The 21,119-nt window shown below is 32.6% G+C and carries 16 protein-coding genes, 2 tRNA genes, 2 rRNA genes and 1 pseudogene (1 of these 21 running past the window's edge); 11 read left to right on the top strand and 10 right to left on the bottom strand.

Annotation, left to right across the window (positions count from 1 at the left end; translation table 11 throughout):
• Positions 1–28 precede the first annotated feature (28 nt).
• From gldG to ACZ49Z_RS19205, 4 genes are all read right to left on the bottom strand, one after another.
• Complete coding sequence (gldG, locus tag ACZ49Z_RS19220) at positions 29–1,711, bottom strand: gliding motility-associated ABC transporter substrate-binding protein GldG (protein ID WP_464305910.1); 1,683 nt, start codon at positions 1,709–1,711, stop codon at positions 29–31.
• Positions 1,711–2,436, bottom strand: coding sequence for a gliding motility-associated ABC transporter permease subunit GldF (gldF, locus tag ACZ49Z_RS19215; RefSeq protein WP_464305909.1), 726 nt, complete (start codon positions 2,434–2,436; stop codon positions 1,711–1,713). The genes gldG and gldF overlap by 1 nt, the downstream gene beginning before the upstream one ends.
• 212 nt (positions 2,437–2,648) lie before the next feature.
• Positions 2,649–2,945, bottom strand: a complete 297-nt coding sequence (locus ACZ49Z_RS19210; protein WP_464305908.1) for a putative quinol monooxygenase — start codon at positions 2,943–2,945, stop codon at positions 2,649–2,651.
• A 15-nt stretch (positions 2,946–2,960) separates the two neighbouring features.
• Positions 2,961–3,791, bottom strand: coding sequence for an SAM hydrolase/SAM-dependent halogenase family protein (locus ACZ49Z_RS19205; RefSeq protein WP_464305907.1), 831 nt, complete (start codon positions 3,789–3,791; stop codon positions 2,961–2,963).
• 174 nt (positions 3,792–3,965) lie between these two features.
• Here ACZ49Z_RS19205 and ACZ49Z_RS19200 point away from each other — a divergent pair, with 174 nt between their 5' ends.
• From ACZ49Z_RS19200 to ACZ49Z_RS19175, 6 genes are all read left to right on the top strand, one after another.
• On the top strand, positions 3,966–4,916 hold the full coding sequence (locus ACZ49Z_RS19200; RefSeq protein ID WP_464305906.1) for a PhoH family protein: 951 nt from the start codon (positions 3,966–3,968) through the stop codon (positions 4,914–4,916).
• A gap of 175 nt (positions 4,917–5,091) precedes the next feature.
• Positions 5,092–6,516: an alpha-amylase gene (locus ACZ49Z_RS19195; protein ID WP_464305905.1), complete on the top strand. Its 1,425-nt coding sequence runs from the start codon at positions 5,092–5,094 to the stop codon at positions 6,514–6,516.
• A gap of 125 nt (positions 6,517–6,641) precedes the next feature.
• A complete protein-coding gene (locus tag ACZ49Z_RS19190; RefSeq protein ID WP_464305904.1) occupies positions 6,642–7,460 on the top strand; it encodes an SDR family NAD(P)-dependent oxidoreductase in 819 nt (272 codons plus the stop codon).
• 21 nt (positions 7,461–7,481) lie between these two features.
• Positions 7,482–7,940, top strand: coding sequence for a hypothetical protein (locus tag ACZ49Z_RS19185; protein ID WP_464305903.1), 459 nt, complete (start codon positions 7,482–7,484; stop codon positions 7,938–7,940).
• A gap of 81 nt (positions 7,941–8,021) precedes the next feature.
• The gene (locus ACZ49Z_RS19180) at positions 8,022–8,972 is read left to right on the top strand and encodes a phosphoribosylaminoimidazolesuccinocarboxamide synthase (RefSeq protein ID WP_464305902.1); all 951 of its coding nucleotides are present in this window, start codon (positions 8,022–8,024) and stop codon (positions 8,970–8,972) included.
• 96 nt (positions 8,973–9,068) lie between these two features.
• Complete coding sequence (locus tag ACZ49Z_RS19175) at positions 9,069–9,464, top strand: ankyrin repeat domain-containing protein (protein WP_464305901.1); 396 nt, start codon at positions 9,069–9,071, stop codon at positions 9,462–9,464.
• A 276-nt stretch (positions 9,465–9,740) separates the two neighbouring features.
• Here ACZ49Z_RS19175 and ACZ49Z_RS19170 read toward each other — a convergent pair whose 3' ends face one another.
• The 6 genes and pseudogenes from ACZ49Z_RS19170 to ACZ49Z_RS19145 form a co-directional block, all read right to left on the bottom strand.
• The gene (locus ACZ49Z_RS19170; RefSeq protein ID WP_464305900.1) at positions 9,741–10,439 is read right to left on the bottom strand and encodes a hypothetical protein; all 699 of its coding nucleotides are present in this window, start codon (positions 10,437–10,439) and stop codon (positions 9,741–9,743) included.
• A 274-nt stretch (positions 10,440–10,713) separates the two neighbouring features.
• A pseudogene (locus ACZ49Z_RS19165) lies at positions 10,714–10,860 on the bottom strand (M42 family peptidase); the annotation flags it as partial.
• Positions 10,861–10,943: 83 nt separating this feature from the next.
• Positions 10,944–12,287, bottom strand: a complete 1,344-nt coding sequence (locus ACZ49Z_RS19160) for a hypothetical protein (protein ID WP_464305899.1) — start codon at positions 12,285–12,287, stop codon at positions 10,944–10,946.
• A 96-nt stretch (positions 12,288–12,383) separates the two neighbouring features.
• Positions 12,384–13,082 carry a response regulator gene (locus tag ACZ49Z_RS19155; protein WP_464305898.1) on the bottom strand — a complete coding sequence of 233 codons (699 nt, stop codon included), beginning with the start codon at positions 13,080–13,082 and terminating at the stop codon, positions 12,384–12,386.
• 1 nt (position 13,083) lies between these two features.
• The gene (locus ACZ49Z_RS19150) at positions 13,084–15,006 is read right to left on the bottom strand and encodes a tetratricopeptide repeat-containing sensor histidine kinase (RefSeq protein ID WP_464305897.1); all 1,923 of its coding nucleotides are present in this window, start codon (positions 15,004–15,006) and stop codon (positions 13,084–13,086) included.
• A gap of 4 nt (positions 15,007–15,010) precedes the next feature.
• Positions 15,011–16,099: a M42 family metallopeptidase gene (locus ACZ49Z_RS19145; protein ID WP_464305896.1), complete on the bottom strand. Its 1,089-nt coding sequence runs from the start codon at positions 16,097–16,099 to the stop codon at positions 15,011–15,013.
• Between the two features lie 161 nt (positions 16,100–16,260).
• Between ACZ49Z_RS19145 and ACZ49Z_RS19140 the strand changes: the two genes are divergently transcribed.
• The 5 genes from ACZ49Z_RS19140 to ACZ49Z_RS19120 form a co-directional block, all read left to right on the top strand.
• Entirely contained in the window at positions 16,261–16,944 is a 684-nt protein-coding gene (locus tag ACZ49Z_RS19140; RefSeq protein WP_464305895.1) for a DUF4294 domain-containing protein, read from the top strand.
• A gap of 621 nt (positions 16,945–17,565) precedes the next feature.
• Positions 17,566–19,082: ribosomal RNA gene (locus ACZ49Z_RS19135) — 16S ribosomal RNA — on the top strand.
• 84 nt (positions 19,083–19,166) lie between these two features.
• A tRNA-Ile gene (locus ACZ49Z_RS19130) sits at positions 19,167–19,240 on the top strand.
• Between the two features lie 91 nt (positions 19,241–19,331).
• Positions 19,332–19,405: transfer RNA gene (locus ACZ49Z_RS19125), tRNA-Ala, on the top strand.
• A gap of 175 nt (positions 19,406–19,580) precedes the next feature.
• Positions 19,581–21,119 (top strand): 23S ribosomal RNA (locus ACZ49Z_RS19120); it runs 1,333 nt beyond the window's last position.
• The 16S and 23S rRNA genes sit together here with 2 tRNA genes alongside, the layout of an rRNA operon.

Genomic DNA, 21,119 nt, shown 5'->3' with positions numbered 1-21,119 from the left:
AGCAAACACAAAAACATTTTATTAACATCTACTTGCTGTAGGCTTTTTTTCTTAAAAAAGTGAATATAAAACCAAATAGTGCTAAAAGGATTATTGGTAATCCGATAGTTATCGTTTGTGCCCAAGTGTAGTTTTGGTACACCTTTTCTTTGTCTAAAAGTGGTAAGTCAACATCTTTGCTTCTAATGTTGATAAGTCCAGTGTCGTCTAAAAGGTAATTTACACAATTCATCAAAAACTCTTTGTTACCATATAGATTGTTTGTCCATTTATCAAAACCAAGTTCCAGCGGTGTTCCTTTTTCAATTTGATTTTTAATAATGTCTCCATCAGATATAACAATCATTTTGTTTTTTATACCATCATTTTTAAATGTAGCATCTTTAAAAGGAAGTACTCGGTTTTTATACATTGAAATAAATGATCCTTCTAGTAAGATGGCTAACGGCATTAATCCTTTGCCTAAATAATCTTCTGGCTTAGTTTCTTCGGTAACTAAATCGAGTGAAATTTCCGAAGGTGTTCCTATTGCTCTTGAATATTCTGAACTTGATAATAATACCGTTTTGTTAATGTCATTTTTTAGTAATTCTATTGGAGAAGAAAATTCAAATTTTATTCCTTCCATGTTTTTTACTAAAGGATGGTCTGTTGAAGGATAAACAAAAGGAGAAAATTTCCAAAAATATTGCTCATATTGTGTCTCGCTACCTTGTTTCCCAGTTGCGAGTTTTATAGGAGTTGCTTGTTCGTCTTTTACTAATAAAGGAGCAATTCTGAAACCATATTTAAAGAACATATCAGTTAAATTCAATTCATTTTGATATGCTAATATACTACCAGTTTCATTGTATAAATCTTCATAATTTGCAACTACATTATCAATCATCCATAAGGTTTTTCCACCATTGATGATAAATTGATCTAAAACCTGTTTTTCTTCTTCACTAAATTTTTCTGTTGGTTTTGCAATTATGGCTAAATCGTATTTTTTTAGCGCATCTAAAGATTTTTGAGGTTCTTTGGCTACAGAATCTAGTGTAAATGTGCCAATATAATAACTTTCTCTTACTGATTTAATGAAATCTGCAATTTGAATATCTTCTAGTTCTCCATTTCCTTTAATTACGGCAATCTTTTTTTGTTTCTCTTTAGTAATTTTATTGAATGCTTCTGCAAATGCAAATTCTAAATGTTGAACAGAGCTTATTACTTTTTCCTCTGTTGTGGCACCCATTAGGTTTTTTAATAAAGAAACTTTTGTTCCTTTGCTTCCATAATTGGCAACAGCCCAAGGAAAAACTACTTCTTGTGTTTGTTTTCCTTTGTCTTCTACAGTGATGTTTAGCGGTTGTAAACCTTTTGAATAGAAATCTTGCATTACGGAAAAGCGTTCTTCTTCTTTTTCAATAGGGTTTACAAACTGAAAGATAATATTAGGGTTATAAGCAGCAAATTCTTCCAATAATTGTCTGGTTTCATTTTGAAGACGTTTAAATTCTGGTGGAAAATTTCCTTCTAAAAAAACATCTACATATAAAGGACTATCAATACTTTTTATTATGTTCAATGAGGTTTCAGAAAGTGTATAGCGTTTGTCATATGTTAAATCGAAACGCTTAAAATAGAAATTACTTGCAAAATTGATCGCAAAAAGAACTAAAACAATTACAGTGAGCGATTTTAAATGCTGTTTTTTTGATGTCTTCATTATCCTTTCAATGTTTTAAGTTTATATACAGTTACCGATAAAAATAAAATTGTAACACTTAAAAAATAAATTATATCTCTAGTATCTAATACGCCACGACTCATACTTTTAAAATGATAATCCATCCCTAATGAAACTAAAAACTTACTATTCTCATCGAATAGATTCGAAATGCCTTCAAAGCCAAAATAAAAGAAAAAACAAACGAACACTGCAATAATAAAGGCTACAATTTGATTTTCAGATAAAGTTGAAGTGTAAACCCCAATTGAAGTATAGGAAGCTATTAAAAATAATAAACCGAAATAGGATCCCATAGTGCTTCCCATGTCAATATTACCTTCAGGGTTTCCAAAATAAGAAATTGTCCAAACATAAATATAAGTGGGAAGAATTGCTAAAATAATTAATAAAAAAGCCCCTAAGAATTTGCCATTAACAATTTCCCAAATAGATAAAGGTTTTGTGAAAAGCAGTTCAATTGTTCCTTGTTTTATTTCGTCAGAAAAACTTCTCATTGTTACAGCTGGAATTAAGAAAATTAAAATCCATGGAGAAATTTTAAAAAAAGGGCTTAAATCTGCAAAACCCGAATTCAAAATGTTAAAATCGCCTTCAAAAACCCACAGAAAAAGACCATTGAGTAATAGGAAAATGGCAATAACAAGATAGCCAATTGGCGATCCAAAAAAAGATTTTATTTCTCGTAGCAATAATGCTTTCATATTTTTTTGTTTAAAGTTGGTACTGCGTATTGTTTGAATTTATTTTTGTTTTTTTACTTTTTCACATCAAGAAATAACATCATCTTTGTCTAAAGTAAATTCAAATAATAACTTGTATTCTTGGTTTAGTTTATGTTAAAATAGGTCTAACTTTTGTTTAGAACTTTAAATGCAAATTTATATTTTTTATTGTTTTAAATGAATAAAACTTTTTAGTGTAAGGAAACCAACTTGTTTACACTCCAAGCTTTTGGTTTGTCACTGAATAATACTTTTGTAAAAGACCAAACTTCATTGAATAATTGAGATTGTCGGTAATTTTCTAAATCTTCTTCAGATTTCCAATAGCTATATGTGAAAAAAATTCGAGGATCGTTTTTGTCTTGGTAAAGTTCGAGAAATTCATTACCATCAAAACCTCTTATTTTTTCTTTTATAGTATCAAATTTATCTAGGAATACATTGATTTTATCCTCTTGAAAACGCATTTTTACAATTCGTACAAACATCTTATTTATTTAAAATTATTCTTCAAATGATATAGTCACAACATCTCTGAATTTTAGACCTAATAGCGTTGAGGCAGAACCAACTGTTTTTGGGTTACTTTTATAAATTGCAATTTCTAAATAGCCATTTTCATTAAATAAAGCTAAAGCATTGCCTTCAAAAGCTTTCAAGGTGTATTTATCTACGTTTTTAAAATCAGAATAATAATTGTGAATCCGATCTAATTTCTTGTTATGAAATTTAATCTTAAAGTTTCTTTTTCGAGAAACATCATCAAACATTTTTTTTGAAATATTGGTTATGCAATTTCCAAAATGATCAATATGTATGATTGTTCCTTTAATTAAAGTGCCATCATTAGAAACTTGTGCTGTTAGTTCATTGACTAATCTTAGTTCGTTAATCTCTTTTCCTATAACATTCAATAAGCCTCCTCTTGCAATATGAGAAGCTACAGCTACAAAAACATTCATGTCTGTACTTTCTTCTTGTAATCTATCATGAATGTTAATGGCAACTATTTTTTGAGCTATTTTTTTTTGAATCAATGGACTTAAAATTCCATTGTCTGCACATATAAAAAATTGATCATTCCATTGCATGGCAATGTGTTCAGTAGTAGCAGTTCGTTCACTATCTACTCCAATAATATGAATTGTTCCTTTTGGAAAACTTTTATATGCAGCCGAAATACAATAGCTCGCCTCTAAAGTGTTAAATAAATCTATGTCATGAGAAATGTCAACTATTACGGGATTTTCAAGGTTAGAAATTAACTTACCTTTTAAAGCACCAACAAAGTGATCCTTTAATCCAAAATCGGTAGTAAGCGTAATTATTGACATAAATTTGTTTATAACTTATTACAAAAACAAGTTTTGTTTTTCTTAAATTTGAATTCAGCACTTTTCATTAATTCTAAATTTGAAAAGTATCATTTTAGTTTAAAATAGTATCTTAAAATAATTACAAAGCTACTACAATTTTAGTACAACAAAAACAATTTAAATAGAAAGCATTTGAACGAAAGAATAATTGAATTAGTAGAAATTACTCCAAAAGATTTTTGGGGAGCGCAAGATATTCATTTAGAAGCGGTTAAAAAATATTATCCGAAGTTAAAAATAGTTGCAAGAGGCACCACATTGAAGGCCTATGGTGAAGGAGAGATATTAGATGAATTTGAAACCAAGTTTAGAAGATTAATGCTTCACTTTACACGATATAATACGATTGATGAGAATGTGATTTTGAGAGTTTTGGAAAATGATACTCAAGAAACGCAACACATGAATGAAAGAGACAAGATACTTGTGCATGGTGTAGGGGGGAAATTAATAAAAGCAATGACACCTAATCAGCAAAAATTGGTAGAAACAATTTTGCGTAATGATATGGTTTTTGCTGTTGGACCAGCAGGAACAGGAAAAACTTATACAGGTGTAGCTATGGCTGTGAAGGCATTAAAAGAAAAGCAAGTAAAACGTATTATTTTGACTCGACCAGCGGTTGAAGCAGGTGAAAACCTTGGCTTTTTACCTGGAGATATGAAAGAAAAACTAGATCCTTATATGCAACCTTTGTATGATGCATTAAGAGATATGATTCCTGCTGAAAAGTTGGAAGACTATATTTTGAAAGGAATTATTCAAATTGCTCCTTTAGCTTTTATGAGGGGTAGAACTTTGGATAATGCTTTTGTGATTTTAGATGAAGCTCAAAATACAACGCATAGTCAAATGAAAATGTTTTTAACTCGGATGGGAAGAAATGCTAAGTTTATGATTACAGGAGATCCTGGACAAGTAGATTTGCCTAGAAGGACTATTTCTGGTTTAAAAGAAGCGCTATTAATTTTGAAAGATGTTGAAGGTGTAGGAATTATTTATTTAGATGATAAAGACATTGTGAGACATAAATTAGTTAAGAAAATTATAGATGCATACAAAAGCATTGAAAATCATTATTAATACTTATTCTCCAAAATGTGTAAAAAAACCAACTATTTACTAGTTGGTTTTTTTATATTTTAATAATAAATTTATCAACACGAAAACGTTTTCGTTTGTTTATTCGTAATTTTTATTCGTATTTGTTTTGAATTATCTATTAAATTAGATATAAATTTATTAATTGTTAAAAATTATGAAACAAATAAAAATAACGAAAATCATTCTTTTTTGCTTTTTAATTTCTTTTATCTCATGTACTAATGAAGGGGATAATGAAAGTAATATACAGACAAGTGAATTTAAAGCAATTCAAGTTACAAACCATAATGGAAAACCATTTAGTATAGGAAATAATGAAACAAATAAGTTTAGTTCTGCACCTGGTGGAGGAGTAATGATGCAAGCATTTTATTGGGATGTTCCAGCTGGTGGGACTTGGTGGAATGTGGTGAACGGAAAAATTGCAGCTTGGGGAAATGCTGGAATAGAATCTATTTGGTTACCACCAGCTTCAAAAGCACAAAATGGACCTTTTTCTATGGGATATGATCCGACAGATTATTTCGATTTTGGAGATTTTAATCAAAACGGAACAATAGAAACAAGGTTTGGATCGAAATCTGAACTTACGAATTTAATTACAACTGCTCATAATGAAAACATGAAGGTGTTTGCAGATATAGTAATTAATCACAATAGTGGTGGGCAATCGGAATTGAATCCATTTACTAACTCAAATACCTATACAAAATTTAATGTGGCATCTGGAAAATTTAATAGATCCTATAATGATTTCTATAAAAATGCTTTTGGGAATAATGACGAAGGTAGTTTTGGTGGTTTTCCAGATTTGTGTCATGCTAATCCTTATGTGCAAGATTGGTTATGGAAAAGAGCAGACGGAGTAGGAAAGTATTATAAAAACACAATGAAATTTGATGGTTGGAGATTTGACTATGTAAAAGGATTTGGTCCTTGGGTAGTGAATCAATGGAATGCTAATGTGGGTGGTTTTTCAGTAGGAGAGTATTGGGATGGGAATGCAGCTACATTAGAATGGTGGTGTGATAATGCAAACAGTTCTGCATTCGATTTTGCATGCTATTATAAAATGGATGAAGCATTTGATGGAAATGATCTAACGAAATTAAGTTCTGGGGATATGCTTTGGAAAAGAAGGCCTTTCAGGGCGGTAACTTTTGTCTCTAATCATGATACAGATCAAATTTGGAAGAAAAATTTAGCTTATGCTTATATTCTAACTCATGAAGGTTATCCAACAATTTTTTATAAAGATTATGAAGAATGGTTAGACAAGGCTAAACTTAATAATCTAATTTGGATACATAACAATAAAGCAACAGGAAATACTACAATATTATATGCAGACAATGATGAATATGTTGCAAGAAGAAATGGTTATAATGGAAATCCAGGTTTGGTGGTTTATCTAAATAATTCTAACTTTTGGCAAGAAAGATGGATAGAAACAAATTGGTCAAGCGCAACTATAAAAGATTATACAGGAAACTCCTCTTGGCAACCAACAACACAAGGTGGGAAATGGGTGAAAATTCAGTGTCCACCCAACGGTTATTCTGTTTGGTCAACTTTATAATAAAATAATTTTTCACAAAATAAAAGGATACAAAATTTAAGTTAGTATCCTTTTTGTTTTTCTAAATTGCTTTGTTAATTCCAGTTAAAAAAGCTTTATTTGTAAAAAAAATAAAGAAAATTATATTGAAAACTATATTAATTACTGGAGCTTCAGGAGGATTGGGTAAATTAACGTCAAAATATTTTGCAGATCATGGTTGGAATGTAATTGCAACAATGATCGATTTAGATTTAGCTGAAGATTTAGAAGGTTATCCAAATGTAAAGTGTTATTTGTTAGATGTAACATCAACTGAAAGTATTGAAAAAGCAAAAAATGAAATTCTCAGAGATTTCAAAACAATTGATGTTATTATAAATAATGCAGGCTTAGGGTATAGAAGTTTTGTAGAGCTTTCGGAAGATTCTAAAATAGATAACATTGTTAATGTTAATTGGCTAGGAGTAGTGAAAATTTGCAGAGCATTTATTCCTGTTTTTAGAAAGCAAAATTTCGGACAATTTATCAATATAACTTCTATAGCAGGTCTTGTGAATTTACCTTTAGGGAATTTTTATCATTCAACAAAACAAGCGGTAGAAAGTTTTTCGGAATGCATGTCCTATGAGTTGTTAGCGTTTAATATTAGTGTTTGTACAGTACAATTTGGAAATGCACCAACAGATTTTCAAAAGAATGTAACAAAATCTGGAGATTGTGATATTCCATCTTATAATAGCATGATGAATTCTATTAACGAAATTTTGAATAATAAAACCAACAAAAATAAAAACCTAACAAAAACAATAATAACCAAGTTATATAATATTGCAGAAAACCCATCTAAAAAATATAGAAAATATACTATTGGATTCGATGCTAATTTTATGAAATATTTAAGGAGGGTTTTAGGTTATAGATTATTTAATAGTATAATTAGAAGAAAGGTCTTAAAAAAATAGTGATAAATTAATCCAAAAAGAATGAAGCAGTTTTTTAAATACGAAAAAGGATTTGTAAATATCAATGAAACAGATTTGTTTTTAACTAAATCTGGAAATTGGTCTGAAACTGATACTATATTCGAGAAATCGTCAAAGACAAAAAGTCAAAACTCTATTAAAAAAGTGAAAACTTATAGTTTCTATTCCATGTTAGTTTCTTTTTCGTTATTATTGTTTTATAATATAAGCAAAACAAATAATAGTAAATTGATGTTACTATTAGGAATTGGATTACTTATTATTTCATCCTATAGTTATATAAAATCGGGTTCAGGGTCTCAATATAAAATTCCGCTTTCAAAAATTATCAAAATGGAATACACCTTTAAAAGTTTGAAAATTTATTTTAAAAATGAAGAAGGAAAAGAAGATTTTGAACGTTTAGAAAATATTGAAGAAAAAGGAATAATGATGTTGAAAAAATTAGGCTATATTTAAAAAAGGAAAACATATTTTTTTTCCATTGTTTATGTCTAATAAACAACTTATTTTTGCAAGAAAACAACAACACAACAATTAATGAATACAATTACAACTACCAACTTCAGTTTCCCTGGTCAAAAATCGGTATATAATGGAAAAGTAAGAGAAGTTTATAATATTAACGACGAACTTCTTGTAATGATTGCTACAGACAGACTTTCTGCTTTTGATGTCGTAATGCCAAAGGGAATTCCATACAAAGGACAAATCTTAAACCAAATTGCGACTAAATTTATGGAATTAACACAGGATATAGTTCCAAATTGGTTATTGGCCACTCCAGATCCAAATGTTGCTGTAGGGCATTTGTGTGAGCCATTTAAAGTAGAAATGGTTATCAGAGGTTATTTAGCAGGGCATGCTGCTAGAGAGTATGCTTTAGGTAAAAGAAAATTATGTGGAGTTGCTCTTCCAGAAGGTTTGAAAGAAAATGATAAATTTCCAATGCCAATAATTACCCCATCAACAAAAGCAGACAATGGAGAGCATGATGAAGATATTTCTCGTGAAGATATATTGTCTAAAGGAATAGTTTCTGAAGAAGATTATCTTGTTTTAGAACAATATACAAAAGCCTTATATCAAAGAGGGACAGAAATTGCAGCTTCAAGAGGGTTAATATTAGTAGATACTAAATATGAATTTGGAAAAACTAAAGAGGGTAAAATTGTATTGATTGATGAAATTCATACTCCTGATTCTTCACGTTATTTTTATGCAGAAGGATATCAAGAACGTCAAGACAAAGGAGAAGCTCAAAAACAGCTTTCTAAAGAATTTGTTAGACAATGGTTAATTTCAAATGGATTTCAAGGAAAAGAAGGGCAACAAATTCCAGAAATGACAGACGAATATATTAATTCTGTTTCTGAACGATATATTGAATTATTTGAGAATATATTAGGAGAGGAATTTGAAAAAGCAGATATTTCTAATATTAATAAAAGAATAGAAGACAATGTTTTAGCTTTTTTAAATAAGAAATAACATAACATTAGTTTAATAATCACATAACCACGTTCTGCGTGGTTTTTTTGTTCTTTGTGGTGAATAAAAAATATAATTACAAACAAATTATTCGTTATGAAAAAATCAATCGTTTTTTTAGGTTTATCATTAGTTTTCTCTTCAAGCATTGCAAATGCAATGACAGTTAAGAATGAATTTGCTAACAATTCTTGTGTAGTAATTTTAGAAGATGATGTAACTCCGTTATGTAAAGCAATAAGTAATGGTGATGTTGATTTAGTAGAAAGAATTTTGGAATATGGAGTAGATTTAAACGGAGTAACCTATAGAGGTATGACTCCTTTAATGTATGCTGCTAAATATAATAATGTTAAAATAGTTGAATTGTTAATTAAAAAAGGAGCCGATTTAACAATTAAAGATGGAAACGGTTTTGACGCTTTAGATCATGCAAAAAGTAGTGGTTCAGAAAAAGCAATAGCTTTAATCTTAGAAGCACTAAAAAAATAGTTTTTGTTTTATAGGTAGATTATTAATCAAGAGGTTGCTCAATTTTTTTGTGCAACCTCTTTGCGTCTTAAAATATTTTGTATGTAGGTAATAAATTTAATAAGTAATTTGAGATAAGGTATTTTAAATAAAAATAGACATTGTCAATATAACTGAAATGAAAAATAAAAGCTCCATATATTAAAAATACATGGAGCTTTTAGATCTAGAATTTGAAAATAAAAAGTAAATATTGATATTTTTACAAAGTGTTATGTATCAATTTGTGAGTGTTAATTAAAGTATTTTTTCAATTGAAAAACTCGTAGAGACAGAAGTACCAGTTGAACCACTATTATGCGATTTTAATTTAGCATTTCTTGTTGTATTATTTTCATAGTCAGTAAAAATTCTGAACCCATATGAATGTCCATGAAGCAATTGTAAATAGTTGGTTATTCCGTAACTTTCATTTCTTCCCGAACCAAGTGTGGGATTATTGTTGTCTCTGTGTTTAAAAGTTCTTCTCAAAACCCAATTATTAGCGGTAAAGTCCCATAGACCAATTAGAATATCTAAATCATTAGAAGAATTTGTGTAATCACCAATATCAAAATCCATTGATATTTTATAATAACCATCTATAACAGGAGAATACCTGCCTGTAGAATTATTATATTCATTTGAAACATCTACTAATTCATGTTGTAAAATGATTTCCTTAAAATTGTAATCAGTGTTCAGAGAAATGTCTGAAGATAAAAAACCAACAAATTTTACACCAGGTGCAGTATTGTCGTTTAGTACAGTTACCAATGTTCCGTCTGGTAAAACAGATACTGGTGCAGTTCTTCCATTCTCATTTGAAAGTCCACGTATTCTTATGTCTCCATTCACATCAAGTTCTTTAGTTGGAGATGTCGTGTTAATTCCTACTTGAGCATTCATCAGTAATGGAATCAATACTAAAATTAATAGTAATCTTTTTGAGTTCATAATCTAGAAATTTTTTTTTTAATAATAATTAAATTTCCAGAAATAGTGGTTAAAAATAGTTTGTTGGGATTTGCATTACAAAATTTGACTTAAAAAATCACATATCATAAAGTAATCGATTAAAGGCTGAATAAAATCGTTTAGCTTCATGATTGAGTTCTTGTGGAGCAAATAATTATATTGAATAATTTGATATTTTTTTATTTTTAAAGTGCTGTATAACAAAAAAATGAAGCTTAAAAGCTTCATTTTTGTATATTAATTTGATTTCGAATTATTTAAAATAAGAAAATGTTTCGTTATTTTCAATTTTCAACAGCATTTCACTGATTAATTTAATAACATTTTCAACATCGACTTGGTGCACTATTTCTACAATAGTATGGATAAAGTGAAAAGGTAATAAAATCAGGACAGACGCTTAAGTTTGTTATATAAAAAAATCTGGGATGAATATTACATTTTTATATAGAACTAATATTTAATATTTTATTAAATAAAATATTAATTAGTTATAAAGACATCAAAATAAAACTGTCCAGTCCAGCAATTTGCTCCAGATTGTTCAGCAAAACGCTCTACTCGTGCAATATTAACCGTAACAGACGATTGCGATTTGTTGGCATAGTTTAGTGCAAATACATCAGAAAATCCACTGTTATTGTTCGCACTAAATATAAAACCGTTAGGGTTAAAAGGCAATTGAGGGCTAAAATTATAGCGTACTTGTAAACGCTCTGCTAATACTTCTGCTCGTGCTACTTGTGAACCACTAACTAATAGAGAACCACTTTTTTGTTGTTTTGTCAATACTTCCCAGCTTACCGTTGTAGGTATACCTTTTACATTTACAGTAAAACTTCCGGTAGAACCTACGCTTACATCGTTACAGATAGGAATGTGCAATCCATTTATAGAGGCCATTAATGGAATATCGCCAATGCTACTATTGGTTATTTGTTGCCACGAAGCGTTTCCGTTAGCATCTGATGTTAGTACTTTTCCAGCTGCTTGGTTTCCGTCTACAATGCGTACTGCTGCTGGTGCTGCTGTGCTGATAATGATATTGTCTAAATAAGCAGCGTCATCACCACCTACACTCGAACCGTCTTTACTGTATTCCCATCGTAAGGTTCGCGCACCTGCAGCTAAAGGAACGATTAATTGTGTCCACCCAACATTTCCTGACCATTGGTTTTGTTGTACACCATCGATATAAAATCGGAAATAATCGTAACCATTTTCACTACTTACTCTGTAATAAAAAGATAAAGTGGCACCTCCTGAAGGAACGGTTAACGAATGCTCAATACGTGTGCTTTGACTATCGCCAATAGCGCCCGATTTTGCAGCATAGGTGCCAGCTTGTACCTGAGTTGTTTGTGTTGCCCAATTTAAGTTACCTGCTGTTGTAAGTGGAGCTATGGTGTTTGTTTCAAAAGTTTGATTGAGTAAAACACCAGGAGTTCCAATATTTTCTACATGAAATTTAGTGGTTGGAGTAGTGGTTCCTACTCCTATATTCCCTGTGTTTCCGTTAAACATGTTGTTGCCTACAATAATCCAATCGTTATCGGCTGCACCTGAAAAAGGTACCCATTGTGCACCATTCCAGTAATAAAATCCTACTCCAGTAGTGGTATTGGTATTGTAAACCAACAAACTTTCTGCTGGCGAAGTAACTGGTGTGGCTGCGCTTAAATTGGGTATTGAAATTCTAGGTACTAGTAATCCTTTATCGGTTGCGGTAACGTCAAGCATAGCGCTAGTGTGTGGTGTTGTCGTATTGATACCTACTTGTGCTTGTAGCCAAATAGGAAAAACGATTAAAAATATAATTTTTCTCATGTTGTATTATAGTTTTTGTTATAACACAAAAGTTGAGTAAAATGTTATATTTATAAAATTTTAGGGAAGAATGTGGTTTTTTAGGGATAAATTATGTTAATTACCTAAAAGTTTTAATATTTTTTCTTTATATGTTTTAGAAATCGGAATTTTAATTTCGTTAATTTCAATACAAGAATGATTAAATCCGGTAATGTAATTTGAATTTACGATGAAGCCTTTGTGGGTTTGATAAAAATAGTGGGGTAATAAATCTATAAAATCGCTAATGGTAGAACGATAGCGATATGCTTCGTTGTTGCAAAATAGTTTTAAATAGTTTTTATCACTTTCAATGTACACAATATCGGCAATGGTAACTTTTTTAAAGATTTCGTTGTGTTTGAGCAATAGCGTGGCTTCTTTTTTAGGATGTAGCTTGTTGAAGTTTAAAACGCCGATTTCAATTGCGGTTAATAAATCATATTTTTGAAATGGTTTTATCAGGTAACTAAAGGGTTCGGTTGTGATGGCACGTTTTATCGTATCATCATCAGCATAGGCGGTTAAGTAAATAAACGGAATGTTGTGTTTTTCTTTAATGTAGTTGGCTAACCAAATTCCGTCGTTTTCGCCTTGTATATTTATGTCTAAAATTGCAAAATTTACTTTTGTAGTAGTTAAAATTTCAATAGCTTCTTCGTTACTCATGGCAAGACCAGCAATTTCATAACCTATTTCTTTCAACTGATTGGCTATGGTTTTTTGGGTGATAAATTCGTCTTCTACGATAAGAATTTGTATTGGCGTATCCATTTTAATTTGTGTTGAAATCAATAACGATTACAGCACCGTTATCATTATGTGTTGTTAGTTTTCCTTTTAGTTGCTTAGTAAGCCCGTTTATTAATTCATAACCAACCGATTTTACTTTTGTAACATCAAAGTTAGATGCAAAACCATTTCCGTTGTCTTTAAATAGTAGTTGGTAATTTTTAGGTGTAATTTCTTTTAATACAATTACAATGGTTCCTAAAGATTTTTCATTAAAAGCATGTTTGTAGGCATTATTAATGAGTTCGTTTAGAATTAATCCAAGAGGAACAGCTGTATCGATTTCGAGTTGAATGTTATCTGAGGTAAAATCAATTGCAATTGTTTTGTTAGATAAATAGTTGACTTGCTTACTATGTGAAATTAATTCGGCAAGATATTTATCAAAATTTACAGCATCGAAATTTTTGTTTTGATACATGGTTTTATGTAGCAATGCTATGGATTGTATTCGATTGTGTCCTTCGTTTAAAATGGCTTTAATTTCGGGATCTTTAGTGCTGAAGTTTTGGATGTCTAAAATTCCCGAAATAATTTGCAGGTTATTTTTAACACGATGATGGATTTCTTTGAGTAAAAGTTCCTTTTCTTTTAAGGAAGCTTCAATTTGGGAATTCTGTTTGGCGATTGACAAATTCATTTTTTCAATTTCAAAACGCTTTTTTCTATTTATGCGAACAAAAAGAAAACTGAAAAATAGCAAAGTAGATAATCCGCTAATAATAGTGATGAAAATAGTGCTTTCTTTTTCTTTGATAATTTCATTCTTTTCTAGAACTTCTCTTTCGTTTTGTTCAATTACATAATTGAGTTCGGTGCTTTTTAAAAGTGTTTGTTGTTGAAGGTTAAAAATAGAATCATTTATTTTTTTGATGAGGTAAATATTGTCATAGGCTAAATCAGAATTGCCTGTTTTTTTGTAAAAGGCATGTTTTAAATTTAAAAAAAGTAGTTTTAATGCTGTATTGTTCATGCAACAATACGAATCAATTTTTGAGATTAATTCACTAACTTTTTTATAATCGTTTTTACCTAAAAAAGCATTGGCAAGTATAATTTGCCTAGTCAAATAGTTTGAATTTTTAAAATCTATAGAGGTTAAACTATCAATAGCTATAATTTTGCTTATGGCTTTGTCAAATGCATTTTGATGCAAATAACTGTTTGCGATGTTTTCTTGTGTATTAATTAGTAGATTGGAATAGCTTACTGGGTCGATATGTTTTTTGTTTTTTTTAGTCAGTTCAACTGATTTGTTAAAAAAATAAATAGCCGAATCGTTTTTCTTTACTAATGAATAATAATAACCTAAGTCATTATAGGCTGATGGTATGATTAACGAGTCACGTTTTTTATTTTGTTGTAAAAATGAAATTTCTTTTTTTAACTGTGGAATGGCTTTATTATATTGTTGTAATTGCAAATAAAGTCTACTTTGTATATTATAACTCCAAAGTGGATAATCAACACCTTTTTCTATTAAAGTGTTAATTTGTCTGTTGCTATCAAAAACTTTCGAATATAAATTCAGTTTTAAATAAGATTCTTGCATGGCAACATAAATATCCATGCGTTCTTTGTTACACAATTTGTAATCCTTATTTTCTAATAATTCATTGAATTTTGAAATTGCTTGAATATGATTTTTATTCAACTGATCAATAAGTCCCAAACAGAAAATATAAGGTTTTTCTTTTTTTTTGTTTGTGGAATTTTTATTTTTTAGTAAAAAGAATTCTTCTTTAAATAATAAAATGTATTTTAATTTATCTTCTTGATGTAAACTTCTAAAATAAAAAACCTTTTCTATTTCTTTTTTAATTTTAAATGTTTTTACAATTGTATCTTTTGGTAATACAAATTGAAAAAAAAGTAAAAAAAAAATAGAAAAAGTTTTAATATTCATTGGTTTATTTAAAATATGAAAAAGTTTCGTTATTTTCAATTTTTAACAATGTTTCATAGATCAATCTAATAACATTTTCAACATCATCTCTATGAACCATTTCAACAGTAGTATGCATATAGCGTAATGGTAGCGAAATTAATGCTGATGCAACACCTCCATTACTATAAGCAAAAGCATCTGTATCTGTTCCAGTCACACGAGATGAAGCATGTCTTTGAAATGGAATTTTGTTTGTTTCAGCCGTATCAACAATTAATTCACGAAGATTATTTTGGGTTGCAGGAGCATAGGCAATTACTGGACCTTTTCCCATTTTTAGGTCACCTTCAATTTTTTTATCAATCATAGGAGTGTTTGTGTCATGACAAACATCAGTAACAATTGCAACATTTGGTTTAATTGTTTGGGTAATCATTTCAGCACCTCGCAAACCAACTTCTTCTTGTACAGAGTTAACTATGTATAGACCAAAAGGAAGAGACTTTTTGTTCTCTTTTAATAAGCGAGCAACTTCTGCAATCATGAAACCACCCATTCTATTGTCTATAGCGCGACAAATAAATTTATTTTCATTTAAGACTTCAAATCCATCAGGGTAAGTAACTACACATCCAACATGAATTCCTAGTTTTTCAACATCTTCTTTTGTTTCACAACCACAATCAATAAAAATATTATCAATTCTTGCAGCTTGCTCCTTATCTCTGTTTCTTGTGTGAATAGCTGGCCATCCAAAAACACCTTTAATAATTCCTTTTTTTGTGTGAATGTGAACTCTTTTTGAAGGAGCAATCATATGATCACTACCACCGTTTCTAATAACATAAATGAACCCATCATCAGAAATATAATTCACATACCAAGCAATTTCGTCAGAATGTCCTTCAATTACAACTTTAAATGGAGCTTCTGGGTTTATAACACCAACAGCAGTTCCGTAGGTGTCTGTGATAAATGTATCTACATAAGGTTTTAAATAGTTCATCCATATTTTTTGTCCCTCTGCTTCATACCCCGTCGGAGATGAATTATTTAAATACTTTTCTAAAAAGCTTAAAGAACTCTCTTTTAAGATAGATTTTGTACTCATTATAATATATATTTTTCGCTAAATTATAAAAAATGCTTCAAGAGTTATGTAATATTTATTTATTTTTGATTACATTTTCTGTATTAGTTTGTTTTAAAAATGAAAGAATAATGAAATTATTCTAGGCTAACATGGAAAATACAATTAATAAATTGCAATAAATGAAAGCACACAAGATCGTTATTTTCTTATTTTGGAGTTTAATAGCTAATTGTCAAGAACAAGACACTATAAAAGCAACAGCTCAAGATTCTTCGTTGTTATATTCAATAGAGTTGAAGGAGATTGTTGTTTCTAAAGATGGAGTGTCCGCTGCAGACTTAGAGAGGAAGAAGTTATTAATATTAAAAAGAAGAGTCTATAAAACTTATCCCTATGCAGTAATAACTTCTCAAAAATTGAAACAAATCAATGAAACAATGGATAAGTTGAAAACCAATAAAGAAAAGAAAAAATACTTTAAAATTGTTGAAAATTATTTAGAGGAAGAATTTGAACCAAGATTGAAAAAGCTATCAAGAAAAGATGGTCAGATTTTAGTAAAATTAATTTACAGGCAAACAGGTCAAACTACATTCGACTTAATTAAGGAATATAAAAGTGGTTGGAAAGCTTTTTGGTCTAATAATACCGCTAAACTTTTTGATATTAATATAAAAGAAGATTATAAACCTTACGATGAAGTTGAAGATTTTTATATTGAAACAATTTTAATTAAAGGTTTTAATGATGGAACTTTGCAAAATCAACCAGCTGCAAAACCTGTAGATATTATTGATTTAGCAAACACATGGCGTTCAAAAGCAGCCAAAATGCGTGAATCACAAGATTTGTCAAAAGATTAAGGAGAAACAGACCATATAAAAGTAGGGATGCTTTTAGTTTATTTTTTTTAGATGATGTTTGGTATGCTGTATATAGAAAGCGTAAAGGGTATTATAGAAGGATATGCAATTTGGTAAGAAAAAAAAGTTTTTATTGTAAGTGATTGAAAATTAAAGTGCTAAAAAATATATTTAAAAATAGTTTCAAAAACATTAGGAAACTAATAAAAAGTGACTACTTTTGCACCCGCATTACCGCAGAGGTTCTTTGGTAGATTAATGAAGATAAAACGAGAGTTTTGGGTTTTTAAGAAAAGAAAAAAAATATTTTCAAAAAAGCTTGTCGGAATTAAAAAACTAATTATCTTTGCACCCCGCAAAACAGGCGAAGTTCAGATACATATTGAGTGAGATTTAAGATAAAAAAATATCAAATAAATCTTGCGAGATTAAAAAGAAGGTTGTAGTTTTGCAGCCGCTAACACAGAGACGCAAGTTTTGGAGTTAGGGGTTTAAAATACGAAAGACACGTTCATAGACATATTGAATTGACAGCATAATTTAGAGTGATTTAAATTATAAAAATAAGAGAGTAGAGGCGAATTAAACACACTAGTTTTTATCGTACAATATAAAAAATATACGATGAAGAGTTTGATCCTGGCTCAGGATGAACGCTAGCGGCAGGCCTAACACATGCAAGTCGAGGGGTAGAGGAAGCTTGCTTCCTTGAGACCGGCGCACGGGTGCGTAACGCGTATGCAATCTACCTTGTACAGGGGGATAGCCCAGAGAAATTTGGATTAATACCTCATAGTATTATTGGAAGGCATCTTCTGATTATTAAAGTTCCAACGGTACAAGATGAGCATGCGTCCCATTAGTTAGTTGGTAAGGTAACGGCTTACCAAGACGATGATGGGTAGGGGTCCTGAGAGGGAGATCCCCCACACTGGTACTGAGACACGGACCAGACTCCTACGGGAGGCAGCAGTGAGGAATATTGGACAATGGGCGCAAGCCTGATCCAGCCATGCCGCGTGCAGGATGACTGCCCTATGGGTTGTAAACTGCTTTTATACAGGAAGAAACACCTCTACGAGTAGAGGCTTGACGGTACTGTAGGAATAAGGATCGGCTAACTCCGTGCCAGCAGCCGCGGTAATACGGAGGATCCAAGCGTTATCCGGAATCATTGGGTTTAAAGGGTCCGTAGGCGGCCTTATAAGTCAGTGGTGAAATCTCCTAGCTCAACTAGGAAACTGCCATTGATACTGTAGGGCTTGAATTTTTAGGAAGTAACTAGAATATGTAGTGTAGCGGTGAAATGCTTAGATATTACATGGAATACCAATTGCGAAGGCAGGTTACTACTAATGGATTGACGCTGATGGACGAAAGCGTGGGTAGCGAACAGGATTAGATACCCTGGTAGTCCACGCCGTAAACGATGGATACTAGCTGTTCGGATTTTATCTGAGTGGCTAAGCGAAAGTGATAAGTATCCCACCTGGGGAGTACGCACGCAAGTGTGAAACTCAAAGGAATTGACGGGGGCCCGCACAAGCGGTGGAGCATGTGGTTTAATTCGATGATACGCGAGGAACCTTACCAGGGCTTAAATGGGAGACGACGTTATTGGAAACAGTAATTTCTTCGGACGTCTTTCAAGGTGCTGCATGGTTGTCGTCAGCTCGTGCCGTGAGGTGTCAGGTTAAGTCCTATAACGAGCGCAACCCCTGTCGTTAGTTGCCAGCGAGTGAAGTCGGGAACTCTAACGAGACTGCCGGTGCAAACCGTGAGGAAGGTGGGGATGACGTCAAATCATCACGGCCCTTACGTCCTGGGCCACACACGTGCTACAATGGCCGGTACAGAGAGCAGCTACATGGTGACATGATGCGAATCTTCAAAACCGGTCTCAGTTCGGATCGGAGTCTGCAACTCGACTCCGTGAAGCTGGAATCGCTAGTAATCGGATATCAGCCATGATCCGGTGAATACGTTCCCGGGCCTTGTACACACCGCCCGTCAAGCCATGGAAGCTGGGGGTACCTGAAGTCGGTGACCGTAAGGAGCTGCCTAGGGTAAAACTAGTAACTGGGGCTAAGTCGTAACAAGGTAGCCGTACCGGAAGGTGCGGCTGGAACACCTCCTTTCTAGAGAAAGATATAGATTAGTGTTTTATATAGCATTTACTCTCGCTGTTGGTTCAAATAATACAATAAAACTTAAAGAAACAGAGTCTCGTAGCTCAGCTGGTTAGAGTACTACACTGATAATGTAGGGGTCGGCAGTTCGAGTCTGCCCGGGACTACTATTTTAAAGTTTTAAGAGGAAATTCTAGAGGTTTGCTAACCGTTTTAAGTAGTGTTAACTAAAAACTGTTAACTGATCACTAAAGAAACGGGGGATTAGCTCAGCTGGCTAGAGCGCCTGCCTTGCACGCAGGAGGTCATCGGTTCGACTCCGATATTCTCCACTATTCGAGTGAATAGTGAATAGTGAAAAGTATTAGTGAAAACTAGTTACTAATTACTAAGGACTAATTATTAGAAAACCGTTCATTGACATATTGAGAAAAGAAAAAATAAAAATATAATAGAAAGCACAAATTTCGGGTGTTGTATAGTATATAACACTTGATAAAACAAGTACAATAAGCAAAATAAGGGCGTATGGGGAATGCCTAGGCTCTCAGAGGCGAAGAAGGACGTGATAAGCTGCGAAAAGCTACGGGGATTGGCACACACGAATTGATCCGTAGATATCCGAATGGGGCAACCCACTATGTTGAAGACATAGTATCCGATAGGAGGCAAACCCGCTGAACTGAAACATCTAAGTAGGCGGAGGAGAAGAAAACAAAAGTGATTCCGTAAGTAGTGGCGAGCGAACGCGGATTAGCCCAAACCAGAGTTGTTACGGCAATTTTGGGGTTGTAGGACCACGAGATTTCTTTTGGATTGAATTAGAATAACCTGGAAAGGTTAACCAAAGAGGGTGATAGTCCCGTATAAGTAAGAGAAGATAAGGATAGTGGTATCCTGAGTAGCGCGGGGCACGTGAAACCCTGTGTGAAACTGGCGGGACCATCCGCTAAGGCTAAATACTCCTGAGAGACCGATAGTGAACCAGTACCGTGAGGGAAAGGTGAAAAGAACCGTGAATAACGGAGTGAAAAAGATCCTGAAACCATACGCTTACAAGCGGTCGGAGCCCTTTCGTGGGGTGACGGCGTGCCTTTTGCATAATGAGCCTACGAGTTACCGTTGCTGGCAAGGATAAGTACTTCAGGTATGGATCCGTAGCGAAAGCGAGTCTGAATAGGGCGCCTGAGTCAGTAATGGTAGACGCGAAACCGTGTGATCTACCCATGGGCAGGATGAAGCTTTGTTAACCCAAAGTGGAGGTCCGAACCCGTTGACGTTGAAAAGTCTTGGGATGACCTGTGGGTAGGGGTGAAAGGCCAATCAAACTCGGAAATAGCTCGTACTCCCCGAAATGCATTTAGGTGCAGCGCTAAATTAGTTATATAGAGGTAGAGCTACTGATTGGATGCGGGGGTTTCACCACCTACCAATTCCTGACAAACTCCGAATGCTATATAATGATTTTTAGCAGTGAGGGCATGGGTGCTAAGGTCCATGTCCGAGAGGGAAAGAACCCAGACCATCGGCTAAGGTCCCCAAATGTATACTAAGTTGAAAAAACGCGGTTTGTCTGCCCAGACAGCTAGGATGTTGGCTTGGAAGCAGCCATTCATTTAAAGAGTGCGTAACAGCTCACTAGTCGAGCGGACGAGCATGGATAATAATCGGGCATAAGTATACTACCGAAGCTATGGACTCTACGGAGTGGTAGGGGAGCATTCTAAATTGGGTTGAAGGTGATATGTGAGTATTGCTGGACTATTTAGAAAAGAAAATGTAGGCATAAGTAACGATAATGCGGGCGAGAAACCCGCACACCGAAAAACTAAGGTTTCCACAGCTATGCTAATCAGCTGTGGGTTAGTCGGGTCCTAAGGCGCATCCGAAAGGAGAAGTCGATGGCCAACGGGTTAATATTCCCGTACTACTTATAATTGTGATGGAATGACGGAGTGATGAAAGCACCGCGAACTGACGGAATAGTTCGTTGAAGTATTTAGCTATAAGATCTATAGGCAAATCCGTAGATTTTGGTGATATACG

The organism is Flavobacterium sp. KY-23415 (assembly GCF_055384985.1).
This window is presented reverse-complemented; position numbering and strand designations above follow the sequence as displayed.

Bases quoted from the DNA above. Each gene is read 5' to 3' on its own strand.
- ACZ49Z_RS19210 (WP_464305908.1), bottom strand. From the start codon at position 2,945: ATGTTTGTACGAATTGTAAAAATGCGTTTTCAAGAGGATAAAATCAAT.
- ACZ49Z_RS19140 (WP_464305895.1), top strand. From the start codon at position 16,261: ATGAAAGCACACAAGATCGTTATTTTCTTATTTTGGAGTTTAATAGCT.
- ACZ49Z_RS19195 (WP_464305905.1), top strand. From the start codon at position 5,092: ATGAAACAAATAAAAATAACGAAAATCATTCTTTTTTGCTTTTTAATT.
- ACZ49Z_RS19185 (WP_464305903.1), top strand. From the start codon at position 7,482: ATGAAGCAGTTTTTTAAATACGAAAAAGGATTTGTAAATATCAATGAA.
- gldG (WP_464305910.1), bottom strand. From the start codon at position 1,711: ATGAAGACATCAAAAAAACAGCATTTAAAATCGCTCACTGTAATTGTT.
- gldF (WP_464305909.1), bottom strand. From the start codon at position 2,436: ATGAAAGCATTATTGCTACGAGAAATAAAATCTTTTTTTGGATCGCCA.
- ACZ49Z_RS19205 (WP_464305907.1), bottom strand. From the start codon at position 3,791: ATGTCAATAATTACGCTTACTACCGATTTTGGATTAAAGGATCACTTT.
- ACZ49Z_RS19160 (WP_464305899.1), bottom strand. From the start codon at position 12,287: ATGAGAAAAATTATATTTTTAATCGTTTTTCCTATTTGGCTACAAGCA.
- ACZ49Z_RS19145 (WP_464305896.1), bottom strand. From the start codon at position 16,099: ATGAGTACAAAATCTATCTTAAAAGAGAGTTCTTTAAGCTTTTTAGAA.
- ACZ49Z_RS19170 (WP_464305900.1), bottom strand. From the start codon at position 10,439: ATGAACTCAAAAAGATTACTATTAATTTTAGTATTGATTCCATTACTG.
- ACZ49Z_RS19175 (WP_464305901.1), top strand. From the start codon at position 9,069: ATGAAAAAATCAATCGTTTTTTTAGGTTTATCATTAGTTTTCTCTTCA.
- ACZ49Z_RS19150 (WP_464305897.1), bottom strand. From the start codon at position 15,006: ATGAATATTAAAACTTTTTCTATTTTTTTTTTACTTTTTTTTCAATTT.
- ACZ49Z_RS19180 (WP_464305902.1), top strand. From the start codon at position 8,022: ATGAATACAATTACAACTACCAACTTCAGTTTCCCTGGTCAAAAATCG.
- ACZ49Z_RS19155 (WP_464305898.1), bottom strand. From the start codon at position 13,082: ATGGATACGCCAATACAAATTCTTATCGTAGAAGACGAATTTATCACC.